The sequence below is a fragment of the Prevotella lacticifex genome (assembly GCF_019973375.1).
Lineage (GTDB): Bacteria > Bacteroidota > Bacteroidia > Bacteroidales > Bacteroidaceae > Prevotella > Prevotella lacticifex.
Map to the genome: position 1 here is coordinate 2,563,993 of NZ_BPTV01000001.1, position 21,402 is coordinate 2,585,394.

The following is a 21,402-nucleotide window of genomic DNA, read 5'->3' on the forward strand; positions in this document are numbered from 1 at the left end:
TGTTGAGTCCTTAATAAAGTTCTTTGGGTATCAGATGGCGGGCATTGTCGAAGTCCTCCGGAGTGTCAAGCTCTATAGTGAAGAAGTCGGTGACGTCCATAACCTTGAAGCTAAAACCCTGGGCTATAAGCCGTTGGAACGCTAACTCGTAGAAGACATCGGTCAGTCCCTCGTCAGTCATCATCGTTCGGAGCTCGCGGTAGAGCGCTGTGGAGTAGTCGGCGTTAATCTTCTCTATTCCCACCGATTCTCCCATGGCTGCCGCGGGGTCGCAAGTCTTGCTGATTTCGGTTATGCGGCACTCGCTGTCGACGACGACCTTCATTTCCTCCTCGCCGAGGGGATGACGGCTGACGGTGAGCACGGAGGCCTCCTCGTCCATAACCTTACTGATGATGCGCCCGTCGTAGATGAGATCGCTGTCGAGAAGGATGAACTGACGGCCCTCGACGACGGTGCGGGCCAGCCACAGCGAGTAGATATTATTCGTAGTGGCGTAGTCGGGATTGTCAATAAAATGGAACGTCAGTTGCGGATAATGCTCCTCGAGGAAGCCCGTAATCATCGCCGACAGATAGCCGGTGACGACAACAAACTCGCTGATGCCGGCAGCGACGAGACTGTCGACTGACCGCTGCAGGAGGGTGCGTTCACCGACCTTGAGCAGGCACTTAGGCTTGTTGTCGGTGAGCGGGCGCAGGCGCTTGGCCATGCCCGCGGCAAGGATGACGGCTATCATTGTTCTTTGGCTATTCTGAGGATGGTGTCGCAGATAGTGCGGTTCTGCTCGCGGCGGCCTAAGGTTATGCGCATGTGGGTGTTGAGGTCGGGCTCATTCATGAATTTCACCTTGTAATCCTCATCGGCAAAGGCTTGCTGGAGTTTCTCCTTGAGGGCAATAGGATACTTGATGAGGATGAAATTGGCCACACTGCGGTAGACCTTGAAGCCATCGAGGGCTCCTACCTCCGCCTTGTACATGTCGCGGGCCTCCTGCATCACCCTTGCTATCTCGCGGTAGTGGTCGCCGCTCTTCAGGGCCGCGATGCCCACTTCCTCCGACAGCCGGTCGTAACCGAGGTACATATTGGCGTATTTGGCGAAACGCTCCATCTCCTCGCCTTTGCCTATGAAGCCGAAGCCGAGGCGCAGACCGGGCAGTCCGTAGAACTTGCTCATCGTGCGGCAGAAGATGATGTTGCCGCGGGTCTCGACGAGATGCTTGATGTATGTGGTGTCGCTGGTGACGTAGGAAGCGTAAGCCTCATCGACGAGGATAACAGTCTCTGCGGGCACGATGTCGCACAGATGCTCCAGTTCGGCAGGGGTAAGGCCGTTGCCGGTAGGGTTGTTCGGCGTAGCAACGAGCAGAATCTTCGGCCGCACCTCGTTGACCTGACGCTCGAGGGCCTCGAAATCGTACTTAAAAGTGTCGTCGGTCTCAATGACATTGTACTGGATGGTCTGTCCTTCAACCTCGTCGGCGATATTAGAATAGTACCACCAGGAGAATTTCGGGATCATCATGATGCCGTTGCTGCCCTTAACGGTGAGGAAGTAGTGAACGGCCTTCTTCAGCAGGTCCTCAGCACCATATCCCAACAGCACCTGCTGCTCGTCGATATGGAACTGCTCTGACAGGTAAACGGAGAAGATGCTCTTCTTTCCCTGGTCGTAGATGCGTGTGTAGAAAGCAAATTTACGAATGTCGAAATTCTTTATCGTGTCAACAACGAGCTGTGACGGCTCAAAGTTGAACTCATTTCTGTCGAGGTAATTCATCTCTTTTATATTGTTTATTAATTTTTCTCAGTTATCTATTTCTCTGGTTTTGTTACTGTTACGCTACTTGTCGGAAAGTGCGGACACACGCGTTGGGACCGTGAGCACACTTCTCTGTTCGATTTTTCGGACATGCTGTTGTCGCCCCATTGACGATAGAGCCGTGGCTAACGGTGTCGTCTGGAGCTCGTCAGAACGGCATTGGCGCAAAAAAGCAGGGTCTGTCAGCAGTTGCTCCTGCCCTCTAACGAATGAACAAACAGTTGACAACCCAGGTTCGTTCAAACAGATTTAGATTATCCGACACCGACTTTAATGTTTCATTAAGGTTGCAAAGGTAATACTTTTCAGCTAATTATGACAACGAACCGACAGAAAACTGCTATTTTTCAGCGAATTATCTACGCAAGACTTTTATTTGACCGCATTATGGGGGCAACGAGAAGGAATGGCAGCCGATAGCAGATGGCTATCGTCAGTGGTCTTATTAGGTGTGGGCAAGGGGCATAATAGACAGCGAATGGCCACCACGAGGCAATCTTGTTATTGCTTCGTGGTGGCCATTTATTGTACAGGGCGCATCTCCAACCGGCTGTGACAGAGACACTTCCCGCCGTCGGTCGAGTACTTTAACAGCCTACGGCAGAGGGCATTTCCTGTTGTACGGAAGACTTCCCTACCCCATCCTATTTCTTAGGATGAAGGATATTGTTGTATTTTTCTGGGTTGAGGAGCAGGTCGACGGCGGCTTTATACTGCTTATCACTGCCGAGACTGTTCTCTATAGCACCCCGCTGATAATAGTAGACGGTCACGAGGTCGGCCTCGATAAGCTGGCGGATGACCTTCGAATTGTAGTCGAGGTCCTTCGCGACGTTGTGTTTCAGCTTCTTCTCGATGGCATCGAACTCCGGTTTTGCATCGTCGTAGTAGCCCTCAAACTTTGCGAGCTTGACGAGCTGCTGTAGGTATTTCTCCGTCTCACCGTCATATTTGAACTTACTTGCGAGCACATCCTTCTTGAAATCAGCATAATCGGCATCGGTGATGTGGAATTCTCCGGCTGGAGCAATGGTCGGATGAGCCTTGATATATTTCAGTTCCCAGTTGAGAAGGACCTCCGACGAGTCGCGGCCGGTACCCGCAAGATAGAAGGCAATGTTCGGCAGGGAGTCGGGTTTCACCTCCACATCGGGCTTGATGCCACCACCGTCGCGCACCTCCCGGCCTCCAAGAGTATGGAAGACGTGGGTCAGCGAGTCGGCCACATGCTCGGTGTAGCCGCCGTTGGCATGCTTGTAGTTGATAGCCTGGATGCATCGTCCGCTGGGAATGTAATATTTCGACGTTGTCAGTTTGAGCTGTCCGTTGTACGGCATGTCAAGAGTGGCCTGCACGAGTCCCTTTCCGTAGGTGCGGGTACCGAGGATAACGGCGCGGTCGAGGTCCTGCAGACTGCCGCTGGTAATCTCACTTGCCGATGCCGACTCGCCGTTGACGAGCACCACGATGGGCATGACGGTATCGATGGGTTCCACGGTTGTGCGGTAGTCCTGGTTCGTCTGCTTAATCTTTCCCTTTGTCTTGACGATGGAAATTCCTTTCGGCACGAACATATTCACTATGGCCACAGCCTGGTTGAGCAGTCCGCCACCGTTGTTGCGGAGGTCGAGGACGAATGCTTTCATACCTTTCTGGCGCATCTCGAGGAAGTCGCGACGGAGGTCGCGGGCGCAGTTCTCGTTAGTGAACGAGTTGAGGTTGAGGTAGCCAATGCCGTTGGGCTGCAAGCCATAATACGGAATATCCGGCATCTGAATGGCCCTGCGGGTAATCTTCCGCTTCATTGTCTTGCCCGTGGCAGGGCGCTTGAAGGTCAGGACGAAAGTCGTTCCGGCCTCTCCACGCAGGTGACTGCTGACGTAAGCCGTATTCTTGCCCACCATTGTGGAGTCGTCGATGGCCAAGATTATGTCGCCCTTGCGCAGTCCGGCTTCATCGGCCGGCATTCCCTCGTAGGGCTCGTCGATGACGGTATTGCCCAAGACGAAATTATAGCGGATAAGGGCTCCGATGCCAGCATACTTGCCGGAGAGCATCAGGTCGAAATCCTTCGATTTCTCTTCGGGATAGTACACCGTATAGGGATCGAGCGACCGGAGCATCGAATTGATGCCGTTGCCGATAACGTCGCTGGCGTTGAGAGTGTCGACATACATCATGTCGAGGGTTTTGTAGATAGCGTTGAATGTCTCGATATTCTTCGAAACCTCAAAGTTATGCTCGCTCGTGCTCGCATCGGTCTGCGCTTTGGCCGTGGTTGCAAAACCGACCAAGGCCACGACGAACGAAAGAAGGAGTTTCCTCATAGTTGTTATTGTTCTGTTGAAATATTATAATCTTGCTAAGACATTGATTTGCAAAGGTAGTGCAAACTGCATACAATGCAAAATAAATGCCTCGTTTTTTAAGATTTTTACATTCCTTCTACATCTTAATATGCCTCCGTTCCACATATTATATATATACGCTGCCAATCCAATATATCTGCGTGGAGCAACTAATATAGCTTCGTGAGGCAACTAATATATCTTCGTGGAGCTATTAACATAGCTTCGTGGGGCAACTAATATATCTTCGTGGGGCTATTAACATAGCTTCGTTGGACATGCAATATAGCTTCATTTCACAAGCCGCGGCAACCTTTTCCAAAATCGTTTAGACACTGAAAAAATCAGATATTGGCTTTGGCGGCCGCAGCCTGTGTGCTGCCGGCGTTAGCGGACATTGGCTCTTACGGCCGCAGCGAGCTGGTCGAGGCCCCTCTTGAGGATGACTCTCGGCGTCGCAACGTTCAGTCGCATAAAGCCATGACCCTCCTTTTTGCCGAACATTTCGCCATCGTTGAGTGCGAGATGGGCCTTATCGATGAACAGATCGAGGAGTTCGTCGTGCGAAAGGTTCAGTTCGCGGCAGTCGAGCCATACGAGGAACGAGGCCTGAGGGCGCCAGGGACGGATTCCCTTGATATTTTCGCGACAGTAGTCCTCAACGAACCGCACGTTGTCCTCGACATATTCGAGCATGTGACGGCGCCATTCCTCACCGTTTTCGAATGCGGCGATGGTGGCTATCGGTGCAAACAGCGTAGCCTCATCCATCTCGTTGGCCTGCAGCCAGCGGTAGAATTTAGCGCGAATCTGATTGTTAGGCACTATGGCATAGCTACTTATGAGTCCGGCGATGTTGAAAGTCTTCGTCGGAGCCTGGAAAGTTATACTGTTTTCGCGTGCAGCTTCCGAGACCGAAGCGAATGGGATGTGCTTATGTCCGAATATAGCCATATCGCAATGAATCTCGTCGCTGATGACGATAATATTCCTTTCGCGGCAGAAATCAGCAAGACGGACGAGGGTCTCACGGCTCCAGCACACTCCTGCAGGATTGTGGGGATTGCACAAAATGAGCAGTTTACACTTATCGTCGGCCACACGCTGCAGGTTGTCGAAGTCCATCTCGTATGTCCCGTTGTCCTCCTTGAGCGGATTGAACACCACCTCCCGTCCGTTGCCTAACGGCACAAGGCGAAATGGATGATACACAGGCGGTTGGATAATAACCTTCTCGTCGGGTCGGGTAAAGATGTTTACAGCCAGTCCGATGCCCTTGACGATACCGGGAACGAACGACATCCATTGTCTTTTGACCTCCCACTGGTGATGCGTCCTTATCCAGTTGATTATCGTGGTCCAGAACTCATCGGGCATGACGGTATAGCCGAAGAGCGAGTGGTCGAGGCGTTTGCGGAGGGCATCGGTGATAAACTGCGGTGTGGCGAAGTCCATATCGGCCACCCACAGAGGCAGAAGGTCGTCGCGGCCCCATCGTGGCAGCAAAGCACCATGCTTGAGGTCGCCACTCCCCGAACGGTCGATGACGGTGTCGAACATTCTCTTCCAGTCCTCGGCAGTGACGGGAGACTTCTTATTATTGTTATATTCTGACATTGCTATCTTATTGAATTAATGCAAGTTACGTTAGATATTATCATACGGAGACTATCGAGCAGAGAGAGGTTGCGGGGCAGCTGCGGAGAGCATAGGGGCTATAGGGAATCATCGGACGATATAGGGGATTATAGGACATCATAGAAACTATAGAGGCCCTGAGGCCATCCGTGCCACATGAGGCCACATCTTCCAACAGTCTGATGGTCAAGCCTTTCGCAGAGCCTGGACGATATCGTCGTAGATATCGCCGGCATCCTCGAGTCCAACGCTCAGGCGGATGGTGGTGTCGTGAACATCCATTGCCGCCCTCTGCTCCGTAGTGAAGTTGCCGTAGATGGTTGAGTAAGGATGGATGGCGAGCGTACGACTGTCGAAGAGGTTTGTGGCGCGGTGGACAAGCTTCAGATTGTTGAGCATACGGAAACAAGCCTCCTGACTCTCGAGGTCGATGCAGACCATTGCTCCGGCCGTCGGTCCGAACTGCTTTTGGGCGAGTTCGTGGAAAGGATTGTCGTCGAGGCCCACGTAGTTCACGCTCTTTATGCCCTCGGTGTCGTGAAGCCGCTTGGCCAACGTGAGCGCATTGGAAGCCTGAACGTGGTAGCGGGCACTGAGAGTCTCCAGTCCAAGAGTCTGAAGATAAGCCACTTGCGGGGTCATATAGGCTCCGAAGTTGAACAGCATCTCACCCTTTATCCTCTTGTTGAAATCGGGGAACGTTCCATAGTCGATGATAAGGCCACCGAGCGACGTCGCTCCCCCGCTGAGATACTTTGTCGACGAGACTATTTCGATGTCGGCTCCCAAGTCGTGAACGGAGAACATCGTGAACGGAATCGTGGTAGTATCGGCCACGAGGGGGATATTATTCTTGCGCGCCACGGCAGCGAGCTTGCTGATATCAGCCACCTCCATCTGCGGATTTGTTATTATCTCGAAGAATATACAGCACGTATTGGCATCGACATTCCTCTCGACGTCACTGATATCGGTAAGATCGCAGAACCTCGCCTCGACTCCAAAGCGCTTCAACGTGTTGGCTAACAGGTCATAAGTATTGCCGAACATGTGGCGTGAGGTGACGATATTCTTTCCCGCAGCCGTCAGTGCGATGATGGTATTGCTTATCGCTGCCATTCCACTATTGAGTGCCGTGACCGCTTTAGCTCCCGTCAGCGCCATCACGCGGCGCTCAAGATTCGTTACCGTCGGGTTCTGCGTACGCGAATAATCGGGTGCAACGACGCGGCCGGTGAACGCGTCAGCCATATCGTTGGCATTGTCGAACTCGTAAGCTACGGAGTTATAAACGGGCATGCTCAGTGCGCCGAAGGCATCGCGCCGCTCAAAAGGGGTGTCGATAGCTATTGTCTCTTTCTTCATTTTGTACAAAATATATCTTTTCTTTTCTTAATTTTCAATCATAGAGCCACCGCTGCCGGAAACCGATGTCGGCTTTACGCCACCGTAGCCGTTATCTGTTTTGACAACAACGTGTTAAGGCCGGGTCTTGAATCCCTTCGCCAGTCCTCCCGCACTCGTTTCCTTATACAGCGACGGGAGGTCGTGACCGGTCTGGTTCATGACGTTCACCACCCTGTCGAACGACACCCGGTGATTGCCGTCGCTGATGATAGCGTAGAGCTGAGCGTCGAGAGCGCGGCAGGCGGCAAAAGCGTTTCGCTCGATACACGGAATCTGCACGAGACCGCAAACGGGGTCGCAGGTCATTCCAAGGTGATGCTCGAGGCCCATTTCAGCGGCATACTCAATCTGCGACGGTGTGCCTCCGAAAATCTGACAGGCCGCCGCCGCAGCCATGGCGCATGCCGCTCCCACCTCGCCCTGGCATCCGACCTCTGCTCCGGAGATTGAAGCGTTCTCCTTGATGAGATTGCCGATGAGTCCCGCTGTGGCCAGGGCGTGGAGTATCCGTTCCTCATTGAAATGATGAGTCTCGGCAAGATTGACGAGCACCCCGGGCACCACACCACATGCGCCGCACGTTGGTGCAGTGACAATGGTTCCGCCGGCGGCATTCTCCTCACTGACAGCGAGTGCATAGGCGAAGACCATGGAACGGGCCTTCAGCTCCTCGCGGTAGGCGCGCGCCTTAATATAATATGTAGGGGCTTTCCGTGCCAGACTCAGCGGACCGGGCAGTGCACCCTCGTGATTGATGCCGCGGGCCACCGCCTTGGTCATCGTCATCCACACCTCGCGCAGATAGTCCCACAGCCCGCCGTCCTCATACTGCTCCACGTACTCCCAGTAACCGCGGCCGTTCTCATCACACCACTGCTTGATATCCTTGAGTTTGGTGAGGGGATAGATTGACTTCTCGTAGAAATAATCGTCCTCGCCCTTACCTTCCGACAGCGCGCCGCCACCGATACTGTAGACGGTCCACGAGTCGTTGGTAATTCCCTGCTGGTCAACGGAGAAGAACTTCATTCCGTTGGGGTGGAAAGGGAGAAAAATATGAGGTTCCCAGTCGATGTACACCGGAGCGACCTTCTCTAAGACATCCTTGATAGCGACGTCGGTCATGTGGCCTTTGCCGGTGGCAGCGAGACTGCCGTAAAGGACGACCTTGAAGCGCGAGGCCTCGGGGTGACGCTGAAGGAAAATCTTGGCCGCGCGCTCCGGGCCCATAGTGTGGCTGCTCGACGGTCCTTTACCTATTCTATATATGTTTCGTATTGAGTCCATTGTTGTGTTGAACGGTTATTTCTGTGCTTGTCTTATTGTGTTTTGGTTATTATCCTGATAGTCTGTTGATTACAAATCGGTCTGACCGCCTCCATCGGGCTGGTCGTCGTCGGGCTCATTCCAGCGGTAACGGTTCCATTCTATCGTCTCCGTGGCCACGTTAGTCCATATCTCTCCCACCTTGACAATCGTCTGTTTACGAACGAGTTTCGGCCATCCGGAGTAGAAGAAATGGTAGTCGGTGAGCAACCGTAACTCCATCGGCATGTCGATACTGTCGTTGATGAACGACTCGGTCTTATCAGAGAAATCCTTCGATAATATAGTGCCCAAGAGCGAATTTGTCAGAGCCTTGGCCTCGTCGGAGGGTATTGTGACGATGGAACTGTTGCGTATGAAATAGTCGCCGAGGTACGACTCGGCATCGGTGGTGTCGACATCCTCGTAGCTCACAATCGTCGTCAGATGAGTGGGATAGCCCGTCGTCGAGTCCTCGTCGTTCGTCATACCTATATTAAAGGCTTTGCCGTGGCAGGAAAACAGACCGGTCACCTCCGAGTACATTTCCCTGATGGCATCCTCGTTGTTGAAACCGAGCCTCAGCAAGCTAAGGTAGTTCTTCTTAGGCATAATCGAGTCGATGGCCGGATTCTTTGCATAGAGCTTCTCGAAGTATCCCGTTATGGCCGGGATAGCCTTGTCGCGGACATCGCGCCACTTCTCCAAACGTTCGATTTTGCCATATTCGTTCGTGTCGAAAACAACCGGAGCCTGACTCTTCGCGGCCCACATCAGACTGCTCTTGAGCGAGTCCTTGCTGTTGTCCGACTTCCACGATATCGGCTCAAACTTCAGACGGTAGCCGTCGGAGGTTGAATCGGCAACGACAAGGCGGAACATCTCCTCGGTATTGCCGGTGCGGGTGGTATCGCCGTCGGAAACGAGAACGTCCGATTTCGTGTAGACATACTCCGTGGTGTCGTTCTTGTTGAACCACGCAACGACATTGATTGTGGAGTCCTCACCGGCGGTGATGGCCTGTGTCTGTGCCCGTCCCTGAAGGGCTGCTGCCAACAGAGCGACGAGAATGAAGATAACTTTTCTCATGTTTTGTACTGTCGAAAGAGTGACACATTATATTAATACTGCAAATGTATGCATTTTTTTTCATTATTTGCTTTTGTCTTTCGTTTTTCTGAGCAAAAAACATTATTTTTGTGCTCGCTAAGAAATTAATCATAACAAAACAAGCAATTATGGCAAAAGACAACAATCAAGAACAGCAGCAGATGCAGATCTCCCTTTCTCCGGAGGTTGCAAAAGGTGTATACTCTAACTTTCAGATCGTGTCGCATGCTCCTACGGAGTTCGTCATCGACTTCGCAAACATGCTTCCCGGCCAGCCTCAGGCTCAGGTCAACTCTCGCATTATCATGACTCCGCAGGTGGCAAAGCGTCTCCTCGGTGCTCTCAACGAGAATATCCAGCGCTACGAGAAGGAGTTCGGCCGCATCACCGAGCCCGGTGGCAACATGCCTCCGCGCACCATCGCCCCTTTCGGCACTCCTAAGGGCGACGCCTAAGGGCCGCACCTTTCGGGTTAACGGGCATAATGAACCCCGCTCAGCAATGAACGAGGTCCATTATGCCCGTTAATCGTTGTATATGGCATCGTCATATAATACAAGCACGTGTTCCGAAGCCATTTCCCAACTTCATCACTTTTTTATTAACCCAAGTTTGACGCTCTAATGTTTTTTTTCAGAATTTTTTCCAGTGTTTATAGGGGTTTGCGTGGTCAAACTGCTCAAAATCGCAATGTAGAACACAGCAATGTCGTAGGGATTGCTTATCTTTGCGGCATGAATTTTACGTCCCAAATACGTTACAACCCACAGACGTGTAAAGACGAGAAGTATTACCGTCTGAAGGAGTCCTATCGCGATGCCAGCGGTAGGGTATGTACTTTGATATTGCTCAATGTCGGGTTTATACATGACCTATCCCCAGAGCAGATAAGAGATGTTGCGCGTGGACTGACGTATCTGTACAATCACCAGAAGGATGTCCAACTTTGGGATGAGAAACTGCAAGGTTACTCGGAAGTGGTTCGTGACAGAGTGCATGCGTACTGGGCCAGACTTGTCGAGGAGGAAAAACTTGATATTGTGGGCAACGCCTACGAGAGAAGCAAGTCCAAGGCCAGGAAACGGATAGATGTTGACACTATGAGGCATACAGACGCAAGGGAAGTCGGCTGCGAATGGCTATGCCTGCAAACGATTCGTAAACTTGGTCTGGATACATTTCTCCGTTCTTTGGGATGGTCTGAGGACAAGGTGAAGGTCACTTTGGCCCATCTTATTACGAGGGCGGCCTATACTCCGTCCGAATTAAAGTCAATATCCATTATAAAAGAGAACTCTGCAGTGTGCGAACTCCTTGACCTTCCTATGGCCAAAATAACTCCAAGGAGGATATATCGAGTTGCCGATGACCTTTATTCCATAAAGGATAAGCTTGAGAAGTATCTTTGCCACAAGACCGACGACCTCTTCAAACCGACCAACCGCATTATGCTCTTCGATCTCACCAACTTTTATTTTGAGGGACGCAAGACCGGCAGCAAGAAGGCTGCCTTTGGCCGTTCAAAGGAGAAACGCAGCGACTGCAAGCTGCTTGTCCTCGCGCTATGCATCAATACTGACGGCTTCATACGTTACAGTGCGGTACTGGAAGGCAATACCGCCGATCCAAAGTCACTTCCCAACATGGTGGACGAGCTTATTGCTGAGAATCCGGCCAAATGTCCCGATAACGAGGGAGTGCTTGTAGTCATTGACGCAGGTATCTCAACTGAAGATAACCTCAAGACTATAAGGGACAAAGGATACAACTATCTTTGTGTATCCCGCAAAGCTCTTACCGAATACACCACCCCCGAGAATGCTCCCAAAGTCACAGTTTGCGATTGCTTGAAGCGCGAGATAACGCTTCAACGCGTAACAACGGCCAAGAATGACGACTGTTACCTCAAAATAGACTCTCCTGCAAAAGCGTTGAAGGAAGAATCCATGAACCGCAAATTCCGTGAGCGTTTTGAGGAAGGGTTGAAAAAAATCAGAAAGAGTACCCAATCAAAACACGGGATAAAAAACTACGGCAAGGTACAAAACAGGATCGGTGCCCTGCAAGGAAAATATCCCTCTATAAGCCGATATTACAATATAAAAGTTGAGGATGACGGACACGACAAAGTCGCTTCTATGACATGGGAGGTCAACATCCCGGACAAGGTGGAATACGGAACATACTTCCTCAGAACCAATGTGAAGAAATTAGATGAGGAAACGACCTGGAACTACTATAATCTTATACGTGAAATAGAATGCTCCAACCGGCAGCTCAAAACCGACCTCAGCCTCAGGCCCATATACCACCAGACTGACAATAGGGCAGACGCACACCTTTTCTTAGGGCTGCTGGCTTACTGGATAGTAAACACCGTGCGCCATCAGATGAAGGTTGCCCGGCGAAAGCAAGGCAAGGATGAGCATGGGCGGGAGCGTTCGACACCGTACTGGTCGGAGATCATGCGGATCATGAAGACTCAAAAAGCAGTTACTACCACAGCAGTAAATGCGCTTGGAGAGGCTGTCGAGACCAGACTGTGCAGTGTGCCTACAGATAGTGCAGCTGAAATCTACGAGTTGTTGAAAATCAGTAAAGTGCCATTTAAAAAAATAAAAATCTGTAGAACACAGTAGGACTTTTTAAAAACACTAAATTGCTGATACAGAACAACTAAGCAAAATACGATGTCAAAGTTGGGTTAAAACATAAATTCCTATTCTGATTATCAGATGCACGAATGACACGAAAGGCACGATTAGAGCATCTACTTATATGTAAGAATATTTCAAAACAAAACACCAACCAGTCTACTCTTGTAAGCACCTCAGTCACAAGCACATAGCAATACATGCCATTTGGCGTTCTAAAACGGTCCATTTCGGACGCTAAAACAGACCGTTTTAGGATGCGAAACGGACCGTTTCGGAACGCAAAACGGTACATATTGGATTCGTGTTAATATTTTTCGCAATTTGAACCACTGCCCGTCGGCAGTAAGAACCCGCTGCGGACGACCGGTAACGAGAAAGGGGTGCCCTATGCCGGGCACCCCTTATCTATCGCGAGATGATTAGAATCACCTATGTAAGAGATTCAAACTGGCCTTTAACGGCAGTGCGTTGTTGACCTTCTCGGTGTACTTGTCGAGGGTCAGACCCGTGACCTCAGCGATGTTTTCAACATTGTCGCCGACGAGGAACGCATACGTGCCCGGCTCAACAATCCACTGACTGTCGGCCGAATCGAACGATGCCAGGTCGCGCACGGGAATAGTCATCGTGAGAGTCTCGCTCTGTCCGGGGCGCAGCTCCTTGGTCTTGGCGAAAGCCTTGAGTTCCTTGGCAGGTTTCTCGAGGTTGCCCTTGGGTGCCGTGACGTACACCTGAGCCACCTGCTTTCCGGCAGTGCGACCGGTGTTCTTGACGCTGACGCTGACGACGACGTCGTTGCCCTGCTTCTTAACCTTCAGTCCGCTGAAGGCGAACGTGGTGTAGCTGAGTCCGAAACCGAATGGATAAGCCACCGTCTTGTGGAAGGTGTCGTAGTAGCGGTAACCGACAAATATGTCCTCGTCGTGGTTCGAGTAGTTCACTCCCTTCAAAGCACCTCTCGCAAACTTATCCGTGAGACCATAGTAGTCGGGCTGCTGTGGGAAGTTAGCTGTCGAGGGGTCATCGCCGATGGACACGGGCCATGTGGCTGTGAGGTGACCGCTGGGACAGACTTTTCCCGTGAGCACATCGGCAACGCTGTTGCCACCCTCCTCACCGGGCTCCCACGCCACGAGGATAGCGTCGACGCGGTCGCGCCAGCTGGCTGTCTCCATCGACCATCCGCTGTTGAGGATGACAATGACGGGCTTACCCTGACTGTGGAAGATGTCGCTGACGTGGCTGATCATCTCACGCTCTTTCTCAGTGATATTGAATTCCGACACCTCGCGGTCGATGCCCTCACCCGACTGACGGCCGAGGGTGATGATGGCAGCGTCGGCCTGCTGGGCCTCATGGCGCGTCAGACGGTCGGTGATGTCAATCTCGTCGAGTTTCGGCTGACCCTGGTTGAGGAACCACATCTCAGGGTTCTTGTCGGCAGCGAGCTTGGCCTTGGCGTAGGGCACGTACTTCTCGTAGATGTCGGTGAGGGCCGGTGTGGTGGCCACCCCGATATTCTTCAGTCCCTGAACCATGTCGACGACATAAGGAACATTGACGCATCCCGAACCGAGACCGCCGCTGAGGAAGTCGTAGCTGTTGACGCCGAAGAGGGCAACGGTCTTCAGATTGCGGATGGGCAGCACACCACCGCGGTTCTGGAGCAGCACCATACCCTCGGCAGAGGTCTGGCGTGTGACGGCAGCATGGCCCTTGAGGTCGGGGTTGTTGGTGAACTTATATTTCCGGAATGATGGGGTCTTGACGATATATTCGAGCATCTTGCGGACGTTGCGGTCGACATCCTTGATGTCTATCTTCCCGCTCTTCACGCCGTCGATGATGTCCTTTGTCTGCACGGGGTAGCCCGGCATCATCAGGTCGTTGCCGGCATGCACCTCGTCGGCCACGGGCAGGTCGTCGCGCTCGCCAATCCAGTCGGTCATGACGATGCCCTTGAATCCCCACTCGTCGCGGAGGACGGTTGTGAGCAGGTCGTGATTGCCCTGCGAGTAGACGCCGTTAATCTTGTTGTACGACGACATGACGGTCCAAGGCTGGGCCTCGCGCACCATCTTCTCGAAGCCGCGGAGGTAGATTTCGCGCAGGGCCCTCTGGCTGACACGCTCGTCGACACGTGTGCGGTCGGTCTCCTGACTGTTCACGGCGAAGTGCTTAGGGCTGGTGCCGATGCCCATGCTCTGGATGCCGTTGACCATGGCAGCACCGATGGTGCCGTTGAGGAGTGGGTCCTCGGAGTAGTATTCGAAGTTGCGGCCGCCGAGGGGATTGCGCTGGATGTTCATTCCGGGGCCGAGAATGACGTCAACACCATATTCGAGTCCTTCCTCGCCCATGGCTCTGCCCACCTGATAGACGAGCTGAGGGTTCCATGTCGAGGCCAGACAGGTGCCGATGGGGAATCCCGTGGCGTAGAAAGTCTGCGACGTTCCCTTGCGGATGGGGTCGATGTGGATGCCGGCAGGACCGTCGCTGACGACCGTCGCGGGGATGCCCAAGCGCTTGATGGCCACCGTCTGTCCGGCGGCACCGGCTACGAGTTTGGCCTGATGGCCGAGCATGGCGCCGGACCCGATGAAACCGTCGTTGCCGTCGCCGACGAGGAGCTGGGCTTTCTCCTCGAGCGTCATCGCCTTGAGCACATCATCGATGTTGCCGGCGTTGAGTTGTGGTGCAGGTTGTGCCATAATGGATGTTGATAATAGCAATGTGGCAAAAGCTATTAGAGGTCTTTTGTTATGCATACAAGTGTTATTGTTAGTTATTGGTCGGTGCAAATTTAGTCATTATTTCCTTCATATCCAAACACCCCGCCCATTCATTTAGATTATTTATAAAAAAGGACCGGCCACCGAGTGCCATTTTCCGACACCGGCAAAGGGGCCGTTTTAGCATGTCGGGAAATCATTAACCATTTTTATGCCGCGCGATATGAAAAAACTGCAATCATTTCATTATCCATTGACTAACTTTTTGTATCTTTGCATGGCTTTTCAGGTCAACAGTAAGACAAGACTTAAAATTTTAAAACATATACTATTATGGCAAAGAAAGCGCTATTAATGATTCTCGACGGATGGGGAATCGGTGACAAAGGCCGTGGTGACGTTATCTACAACACCCCGACCCCGTATTTGGACTATCTCAACGCCGTGTCGGCTCACTCACAGCTGCAGGCCAGCGGCGAGAATGTAGGTCTTCCCGACGGTCAGATGGGTAACTCGGAGGTCGGCCACCTCAATATCGGTGCCGGACGCGTGGTCTTCCAGGACCTCGTGAAGATTAACAACGCCATCAAGGACGGCTCAATAATGAAGAATCCGGGCATCGTGGCTGCCTACAGCTACGCCAAGGAGAGCGGAAAGAAGCTCCACATCATGGGTCTGACATCGACAGGCGGCGTGCACTCCAGCTTCGACCACCTCAAGAAACTCGTCGAAATTGGTAAGGAGTACGGTCTGAAAAATGTATTCGTACACTGCTTCATGGACGGCCGCGACACCGACCCGCACAGCGGAAAGGGATTCATCGAGGACCTGACAAAGACGTGTGAGGCCAACGGCGCGCACATCGCATCAATCATCGGCCGCTTCTACGCCATGGACCGCGACCACCGCTGGAATCGCGTAAAGGAGGGTTACGACCTGATAGTCAACGGAAAAGGCAAGCAGGCCACCGATATGGTGCAGGCTATGCAGGAGAGCTACGACGACGACGTCACCGATGAGTTCATCAAGCCAATCCACAACGCTACCGTCGACGGTACTATCGGTGAGGGCGACGCTGTCATCTTCATCAATTTCCGTAACGACCGCGCCAAGGAGCTCACCCAGGTGCTCACCCAGGAGGACATGCCCGACGAGGGTATGCACACCGTCAAGGACCTGCACTACTTCACGATGACTCCTTACGACCCGAACTTCAAGAACGTCACCGTGCTCTTCCCGAAGGAGGATGTCAAGGACACGCTCGCCGAATATCTCAGCGGAAAGGGTCTGCGCCAGCTCCACACAGCCGAGACAGAGAAGTATGCCCACGTAACATTCTTCTTCAACGGCGGTCGCGAGGAGCCGTTCCCGGGCGAGGACCGCATTCTGGTGGCTTCGCCGAAGGTGGCTACCTACGACCTCAAGCCGGAGATGAGTGCCTACGAGGTTAAGGACAAGCTCGTCGGTGCCATCAACACTCAGCAGTACGACTTCATCGTCGTGAACTTCGCCAATGGTGATATGGTCGGCCACACGGGTGTCTATAACGCTATTGCTAAGGCAGTTACAGCCGTCGACCACTGCGTTCACGACGTCATTGAGGCTGCAAAGGCCAACGGCTACGAGGCCTTGATTATCGCCGACCACGGCAATGCCGACCACGCCATCAACGAGGATGGAACGCCGAACACTCAGCACTCGCTGAACCCGGTTCCGTTCATCTACGTCACCGACAACAACTCGGCAACGGTGAAGGACGGTCGTCTGGCCGATGTGGCTCCGTCAATACTCCATATCATGGGACTGCCACAGCCCGACGATATGACAGGTGAGAATCTTATTAACGACTAAAACGAAATCATTTCCGGTCGCCTTCCGTCACTATGGAAGGACGACCGGATTTTTATGCCATGGATGTAAGGATAGAAGAATCGTGGAAAAAAGTATTAGGTGATGAGTTCGACAAGCAGTATTTCGTCGACCTCACGAGGGTTGTGCACCAGGAATATCTCAACAACGAGTGCTACCCGCCGGGAAAACTCATCTTCAACGCGTTCAACCTCTGTCCTTTCGACAAGGTGAAGGTGGTGATTATCGGTCAGGACCCCTACCACGAGATGGGGCAGGCCATGGGGCTGAGTTTCTCCGTTCCCGATGGTGTGGCCATGCCGCCGTCGCTGCAAAACATCTTCAAGGAGATAGAAATGGACCTCGGCACACCGATGCCACATAACGGCGACCTCACGCGATGGGCCGAACAGGGAGTGCTGCTGCTCAACGCCACACTGACGGTGCGCGCCCATCAGGCCAACAGCCACCAGCGGTTAGGATGGCAGACGTTCACCGACGCAGCAATAAGGGCTCTCAACGCCCGCCGCGAGCATATCGTATACATGCTCTGGGGAGGGTTCGCAAAATCGAAGGAATATCTCATCGACCGCACGAAAAATCTCGTTCTCGAGAGCGTACACCCCTCACCGCTGTCGGCAAACCGCGGGGGATGGTTCGGCAACCACCAGTTCTCGCGCTGCAACGACTATCTCGTGAGCAATGGCGAGGAACCGATAAAATGGTAAACGCGACAACTGCTGCCAGAAACTATGGTGTGATGACTCATCAACAATAATCGATTGATGGTCAGACGATTATACATTATTCAGCAATTACAATTCAGCAGCAGATACAATCAGTCGTGTTGAAAGTGCAAACAAAGGACAATGGATAAGCAATCTCTACATATTTTACAGATTGGCAATGTGTTAGTGTCGCCCGATATCTTCACTGAGAAATTCTGCTGCGACCTCTCCAAATGCAAGGGGGAGTGCTGCATAGAGGGTGATGCGGGTGCTCCGGTGACCCTCGACGAGACGATGGCGATAGAAAACGTGCTCGACGACGTGTGGAACGACCTGTCGGCATCAGCGCAGAGCGTCATCGACAAGCAGGGTGTGGCCTACACTGATGTTGAGGGCGACTTGGTGACAAGCATTGTCGGGGGCCGCGACTGCGTTTTCACGCGCTACGACGACATTACCGACGACGAGGGCAATGTGGTGGAAAATTGCTGTCTGTGTGCCTTGGAGTGTGCTTTCAGGAACGGAAAGACAAAGTTCGTTAAACCGATTTCCTGCGCCCTTTACCCCATCCGCGTAAAAGACTTTGGCCATGGGCTTTGCGGCATCAACTACAACCGGTGGAAAGTATGCAAGCCAGCGGTAGAAAAAGGGCGCGAACTAAACCTGCCGGTATATAAATTTCTCAAGGATCCGCTCATCCGACGGTTCGGTAAGGAATGGTACGACGAGCTCTGCGAGGTGGCTGCCCAGCTCGGATTTTAAGCCCTGCGGGCGTTGGGATAGGCCGACAGAATCAGTTTAAAGCAACAGACTAACTTTATAGCCAAGGCATTACGCTCCACATAAAGGGTCAGAAATTGGTATCCGGCAGGATAATCGTCAGCAGACTACCCTCCTTTCTATACCCCATTCTACCCTCCTTTCTATACCCCGGAAATTTGGATTCGGGAAAATTATTTTGTAACTTTGCAACCGAAATAACAAAAAACCGCAACAAATAAGATTATGACGGGACTTTACATCGTTGTTCGGTCATACGGGTTATCAGGTTACACCTTATTATATATGCCAACAAGGATGCCAAACGGCACGCATATACATGCGGAGTGCTTTTGCCATTAATGCACGGAGGTATCCGATGTCCAATATCTTACATATCATCAACGCCCTGCGGGGAGCGCGTTCAGCACCCCGCGAGAGCATTGACGATGTTAGGGTTTCAGCCTCAAAGGGGTGTAGAATATCATTCCATCAGAAGACGTTGGAGACAGAATATAGCATCTCGTTTCCACGTTTCTTCAGTTTCAGTTTCTTCGTATGTCCGTTGACCTTCACGACAGCGCTCAGAGGCTCCTTGCTGGTGATGGTATAGTTCGTCACCTTGCCGTTCTTCCATTCCATATCCACGACATAGTGGCCGCGCAGACGTATGCCAGTAATGGCTCCGTCCTTCCATTCGTCGGGCAGAGCGGGCAGAAGGGTGATTCCGTCGGGTGTGCTTCTGACGAGCATCTCGCAGACTCCGGCTGTTCCTCCGAAGTTTCCGTCAATCTGAAATGGCGGATGGGCATCGAAGAGATTAGGATAGGTGCCTCCACGATGGACGGCATCGGGACCGTTATAGTCCTGTGGCGACACGTAGCGCAGCAGGTAACGGTAGAGGCGATAAGCATGATTGCCGTCGCCGAGACGTGCCCATAGGTTTATCCTCCATCCCGTGCTCCATCCCGTGCTCTCGTCTCCCCGCATCTCGAGGGTCCGCCGGGCAGCGTCGTAGAGCTCCGGTGGCAGCGTATGACCGGGATACAGTCCATAGAGATGGCTCTGATGGCGGTGGTGGACGTCGGCATCATCCCAGTCGTAATACCATTCGTTGAGGTCGCCGTTCTTCCCTACGGTGTAAGGATGGAGCTCCTCAAGTTGTTTGGCAATCTTCTTCGTGAAGTCATTCTTAATGTCGAGTACATCAGCCGCGGCAAGAACGTTGACAAAGAGCTCGCGGATGATGGCAAGGTCGGACGTTCCGCCATAGCAGGTGGCACCCTTATAGCCTTTATCGGTGATATATTCGGCCTCCGGACTCGTGCTCGGGGCAGTGATAAGCTCATCGGGTTTGTTAGGATTCCTTACCAGCCACTCGGAGCAGAACTCCGCCGCGCCCTTCATAAGCGGGAATGCTTTACGGCGCAGGTAGTTCTTGTCGTTGGTGTAGAGGTAGTGGTCCCAGACGGCACTGACCACCCATGCGCCTCCCATATTCCAGTTGCACCACTTCGGGTCCTGCTTACCGCCACCGACGGGCGATGTCTTTGCCCAGATGTCGCTGTTGTGACAGCAGCACCATCCGTCGTTGATGCCGTAGTAGTTGCGAGCCGTGTAGATGCCATTATCGCGCAGCGACGAGACAAATCCCTCCAAAGGCTTTGTCATTTCCGACAGGTTGACGGCCTCAGCAGGCCAGTAGCACTCCTCGAGATTGATGTTCATGGTGTAGTTGCCGTGCCATGGCGAGTAGAGATATGGCGACCACAATCCTTGCAGCATTACTGGTGAGTTCTGGTAGCGCGAGCTGGAGATGAGCAGATAGCGACCATACTGGAAATAAAGCGTTTCCAGTGCGTCGTCGTCGGCATCCTCGGGGCCTGATATCGAGGACAGAGCGTTCGACGGAGTCTGACCATTAGTGGCAGCAGCACCTTCATTACCAAGGGCTTTCTCGGTGCGTGCGGTGTACTCCTTGAGCAGTTTGTCGGTCGGTTTCGTGTTGTCGCACTGCTGATAACCGAGCCGGAACTTCACCCTATCGTAGAACCGCTGATAGTCGCTGACGTGGCGGTCGCGAATCATTTTGTAGGTGACGTTCTTCGTGTGCCATGCCTCGTCGGTGGCTTTCTCGATATAGTCCGAGCCCGTGGTTATCGGTTTCGCGCGTGCACCGCCAAAGCTTGTCTCGTTGACGAGATAGATGGTGACAGCGTTTGCGCCGCTGACGGTCAGCGTACTGTCGGCTCCGCTGACGGTTCCGCCATCGTTATTGAGCAGCAGGACGGTGCACGAGTGTATCGTTTCCAGCTCATCGCCCATAGCATGACCAATCATTGTGAGCTGCTTGTCGCTGGCTTTTACGTTGTGGGGGACGAGAGCGGTGAGCATAACCTTAGTGTTGATGCTCGCGGGCTTGTCGGCGGTGAGGCGGATAGCAATCAATCGGTCTGGGAATGTAGCAAAATATTCACGGTGATACCGCACCCCGCCCTGTGTGTAATCGATGTGCACGAGACTGCTGTCGATATCGAGCGTGCGCTTATAGTCGGTCACCGGCGCTTTATTATCACCGATAATGTGCAGTGTTCCGACCGGCTGGTAATCGGCACTCTCTCCTCCTTGCAGATAATGTTGCAGAGAATCGGCCAGACGATAGTCCTCGTTGAAGAGTGCCTTCCTTATTTCGGCCACCCACTTAGACGCTCCGAAGCCTTCCCCGTTGTCGACGGGGCCTCCTGTCCAGTAGGTAATGTCGTTGAGATTGATGATGTCGTCGGCAGGATCGCCATAGATGAGTCCGCCAATCTTTCCGTTTCCTATGGGCAGACTCTCCTCGAAGTATCTCGCCGGTTTGTCATACCATAGCCGCATTGGCTGTTGCTTGCAGTCGACTTGTGCTGAAGCCGAGAGCCACAGTAACGTCAGTGTAAGAAGAATAAGTTTTTTCATGTTAAAGCAGGCTATATTAGTTAAGTCATTCACAGCCACCAATGTCTCTCACAAGAGTGGCTTTTGTTTATATTTCAGAAAAAGTAATCAT

14 protein-coding genes are annotated in these 21,402 nt (G+C 52.6%); 5 read left to right on the forward strand and 9 right to left on the reverse strand.

The features are described from left to right. Positions 1 to 10: 10 nt before the first annotated feature. From LDN30_RS10080 to LDN30_RS10110, 7 genes are all read right to left on the reverse strand, one after another. Positions 11 to 739 carry a phosphocholine cytidylyltransferase family protein gene (locus LDN30_RS10080; protein WP_223929380.1) on the reverse strand — a complete coding sequence of 243 codons (729 nt, stop codon included), beginning with the start codon at positions 737 to 739 and terminating at the stop codon, positions 11 to 13. Then, positions 736 to 1,782, reverse strand: coding sequence for a pyridoxal phosphate-dependent aminotransferase (locus tag LDN30_RS10085; protein ID WP_223926512.1), 1,047 nt, complete (start codon positions 1,780 to 1,782; stop codon positions 736 to 738). Before LDN30_RS10085 ends, LDN30_RS10080 begins: the two co-directional genes overlap by 4 nt. Before the next feature lie 686 nt (positions 1,783 to 2,468). Next, complete coding sequence (locus LDN30_RS10090) at positions 2,469 to 4,151, reverse strand: S41 family peptidase (RefSeq protein WP_223926513.1); 1,683 nt, start codon at positions 4,149 to 4,151, stop codon at positions 2,469 to 2,471. A 408-nt stretch (positions 4,152 to 4,559) separates the two neighbouring features. Beyond that, the gene (locus tag LDN30_RS10095) at positions 4,560 to 5,789 is read right to left on the reverse strand and encodes a MalY/PatB family protein (RefSeq protein ID WP_223929381.1); all 1,230 of its coding nucleotides are present in this window, start codon (positions 5,787 to 5,789) and stop codon (positions 4,560 to 4,562) included. 207 nt (positions 5,790 to 5,996) lie between these two features. Beyond that, a complete protein-coding gene (locus LDN30_RS10100; RefSeq protein WP_223926515.1) occupies positions 5,997 to 7,175 on the reverse strand; it encodes an aminotransferase class I/II-fold pyridoxal phosphate-dependent enzyme in 1,179 nt (392 codons plus the stop codon). A 114-nt stretch (positions 7,176 to 7,289) separates the two neighbouring features. Continuing rightward, positions 7,290 to 8,504: an L-serine ammonia-lyase gene (locus tag LDN30_RS10105; protein ID WP_223926516.1), complete on the reverse strand. Its 1,215-nt coding sequence runs from the start codon at positions 8,502 to 8,504 to the stop codon at positions 7,290 to 7,292. 69 nt (positions 8,505 to 8,573) lie between these two features. Further along, complete coding sequence (locus LDN30_RS10110; protein WP_223929382.1) at positions 8,574 to 9,611, reverse strand: hypothetical protein; 1,038 nt, start codon at positions 9,609 to 9,611, stop codon at positions 8,574 to 8,576. A 149-nt stretch (positions 9,612 to 9,760) separates the two neighbouring features. Here LDN30_RS10110 and LDN30_RS10115 point away from each other — a divergent pair, with 149 nt between their 5' ends. Together LDN30_RS10115 and LDN30_RS10120 are read left to right on the forward strand one after the other, a co-directional pair. Then, the gene (locus tag LDN30_RS10115) at positions 9,761 to 10,087 is read left to right on the forward strand and encodes a DUF3467 domain-containing protein (RefSeq protein WP_223929383.1); all 327 of its coding nucleotides are present in this window, start codon (positions 9,761 to 9,763) and stop codon (positions 10,085 to 10,087) included. Positions 10,088 to 10,366: 279 nt separating this feature from the next. After that, complete coding sequence (locus tag LDN30_RS10120; RefSeq protein ID WP_223925324.1) at positions 10,367 to 12,271, forward strand: IS1634 family transposase; 1,905 nt, start codon at positions 10,367 to 10,369, stop codon at positions 12,269 to 12,271. A gap of 443 nt (positions 12,272 to 12,714) precedes the next feature. Here LDN30_RS10120 and LDN30_RS10125 read toward each other — a convergent pair whose 3' ends face one another. Beyond that, entirely contained in the window at positions 12,715 to 15,057 is a 2,343-nt protein-coding gene (locus tag LDN30_RS10125) for a glycoside hydrolase family 3 C-terminal domain-containing protein (protein ID WP_223929384.1), read from the reverse strand. Positions 15,058 to 15,354: 297 nt separating this feature from the next. Between LDN30_RS10125 and gpmI the strand changes: the two genes are divergently transcribed. The 3 genes from gpmI (at position 15,355) to LDN30_RS10140 (ending at position 18,359) form a co-directional block, all read left to right on the forward strand. Continuing rightward, the gene (gpmI, locus tag LDN30_RS10130; protein ID WP_223926520.1) at positions 15,355 to 16,872 is read left to right on the forward strand and encodes a 2,3-bisphosphoglycerate-independent phosphoglycerate mutase; all 1,518 of its coding nucleotides are present in this window, start codon (positions 15,355 to 15,357) and stop codon (positions 16,870 to 16,872) included. 59 nt (positions 16,873 to 16,931) lie between these two features. Continuing rightward, on the forward strand, positions 16,932 to 17,597 hold the full coding sequence (locus tag LDN30_RS10135) for a uracil-DNA glycosylase (RefSeq protein ID WP_223929449.1): 666 nt from the start codon (positions 16,932 to 16,934) through the stop codon (positions 17,595 to 17,597). A gap of 141 nt (positions 17,598 to 17,738) precedes the next feature. Beyond that, complete coding sequence (locus LDN30_RS10140; RefSeq protein ID WP_223929385.1) at positions 17,739 to 18,359, forward strand: DUF3109 family protein; 621 nt, start codon at positions 17,739 to 17,741, stop codon at positions 18,357 to 18,359. A gap of 489 nt (positions 18,360 to 18,848) precedes the next feature. Here the strand turns inward: LDN30_RS10140 and LDN30_RS10145 are convergent, their stop codons facing one another. Further along, the gene (locus tag LDN30_RS10145; RefSeq protein ID WP_223929386.1) at positions 18,849 to 21,311 is read right to left on the reverse strand and encodes a glycoside hydrolase family 95 protein; all 2,463 of its coding nucleotides are present in this window, start codon (positions 21,309 to 21,311) and stop codon (positions 18,849 to 18,851) included. Positions 21,312 to 21,402: the final 91 nt, after the last annotated feature.

Excerpts from the sequence above, each read along its gene's own strand:
- LDN30_RS10080 (WP_223929380.1), bottom strand. The coding sequence starts at position 739 with ATGATAGCCGTCATCCTTGCCGCGGGCATGGCCAAGCGCCTGCGCCCG.
- LDN30_RS10115 (WP_223929383.1), top strand. The coding sequence starts at position 9,761 with ATGGCAAAAGACAACAATCAAGAACAGCAGCAGATGCAGATCTCCCTT.
- LDN30_RS10085 (WP_223926512.1), bottom strand. The coding sequence starts at position 1,782 with ATGAATTACCTCGACAGAAATGAGTTCAACTTTGAGCCGTCACAGCTC.
- LDN30_RS10135 (WP_223929449.1), top strand. The coding sequence starts at position 16,932 with ATGGATGTAAGGATAGAAGAATCGTGGAAAAAAGTATTAGGTGATGAG.
- LDN30_RS10090 (WP_223926513.1), bottom strand. The coding sequence starts at position 4,151 with ATGAGGAAACTCCTTCTTTCGTTCGTCGTGGCCTTGGTCGGTTTTGCA.
- LDN30_RS10095 (WP_223929381.1), bottom strand. The coding sequence starts at position 5,789 with ATGTCAGAATATAACAATAATAAGAAGTCTCCCGTCACTGCCGAGGAC.
- LDN30_RS10110 (WP_223929382.1), bottom strand. The coding sequence starts at position 9,611 with ATGAGAAAAGTTATCTTCATTCTCGTCGCTCTGTTGGCAGCAGCCCTT.
- LDN30_RS10125 (WP_223929384.1), bottom strand. The coding sequence starts at position 15,057 with ATGCATAACAAAAGACCTCTAATAGCTTTTGCCACATTGCTATTATCA.
- gpmI (WP_223926520.1), top strand. The coding sequence starts at position 15,355 with ATGGCAAAGAAAGCGCTATTAATGATTCTCGACGGATGGGGAATCGGT.
- LDN30_RS10120 (WP_223925324.1), top strand. The coding sequence starts at position 10,367 with ATGAATTTTACGTCCCAAATACGTTACAACCCACAGACGTGTAAAGAC.
- LDN30_RS10100 (WP_223926515.1), bottom strand. The coding sequence starts at position 7,175 with ATGAAGAAAGAGACAATAGCTATCGACACCCCTTTTGAGCGGCGCGAT.
- LDN30_RS10105 (WP_223926516.1), bottom strand. The coding sequence starts at position 8,504 with ATGGACTCAATACGAAACATATATAGAATAGGTAAAGGACCGTCGAGC.
- LDN30_RS10140 (WP_223929385.1), top strand. The coding sequence starts at position 17,739 with ATGGATAAGCAATCTCTACATATTTTACAGATTGGCAATGTGTTAGTG.
- LDN30_RS10145 (WP_223929386.1), bottom strand. The coding sequence starts at position 21,311 with ATGAAAAAACTTATTCTTCTTACACTGACGTTACTGTGGCTCTCGGCT.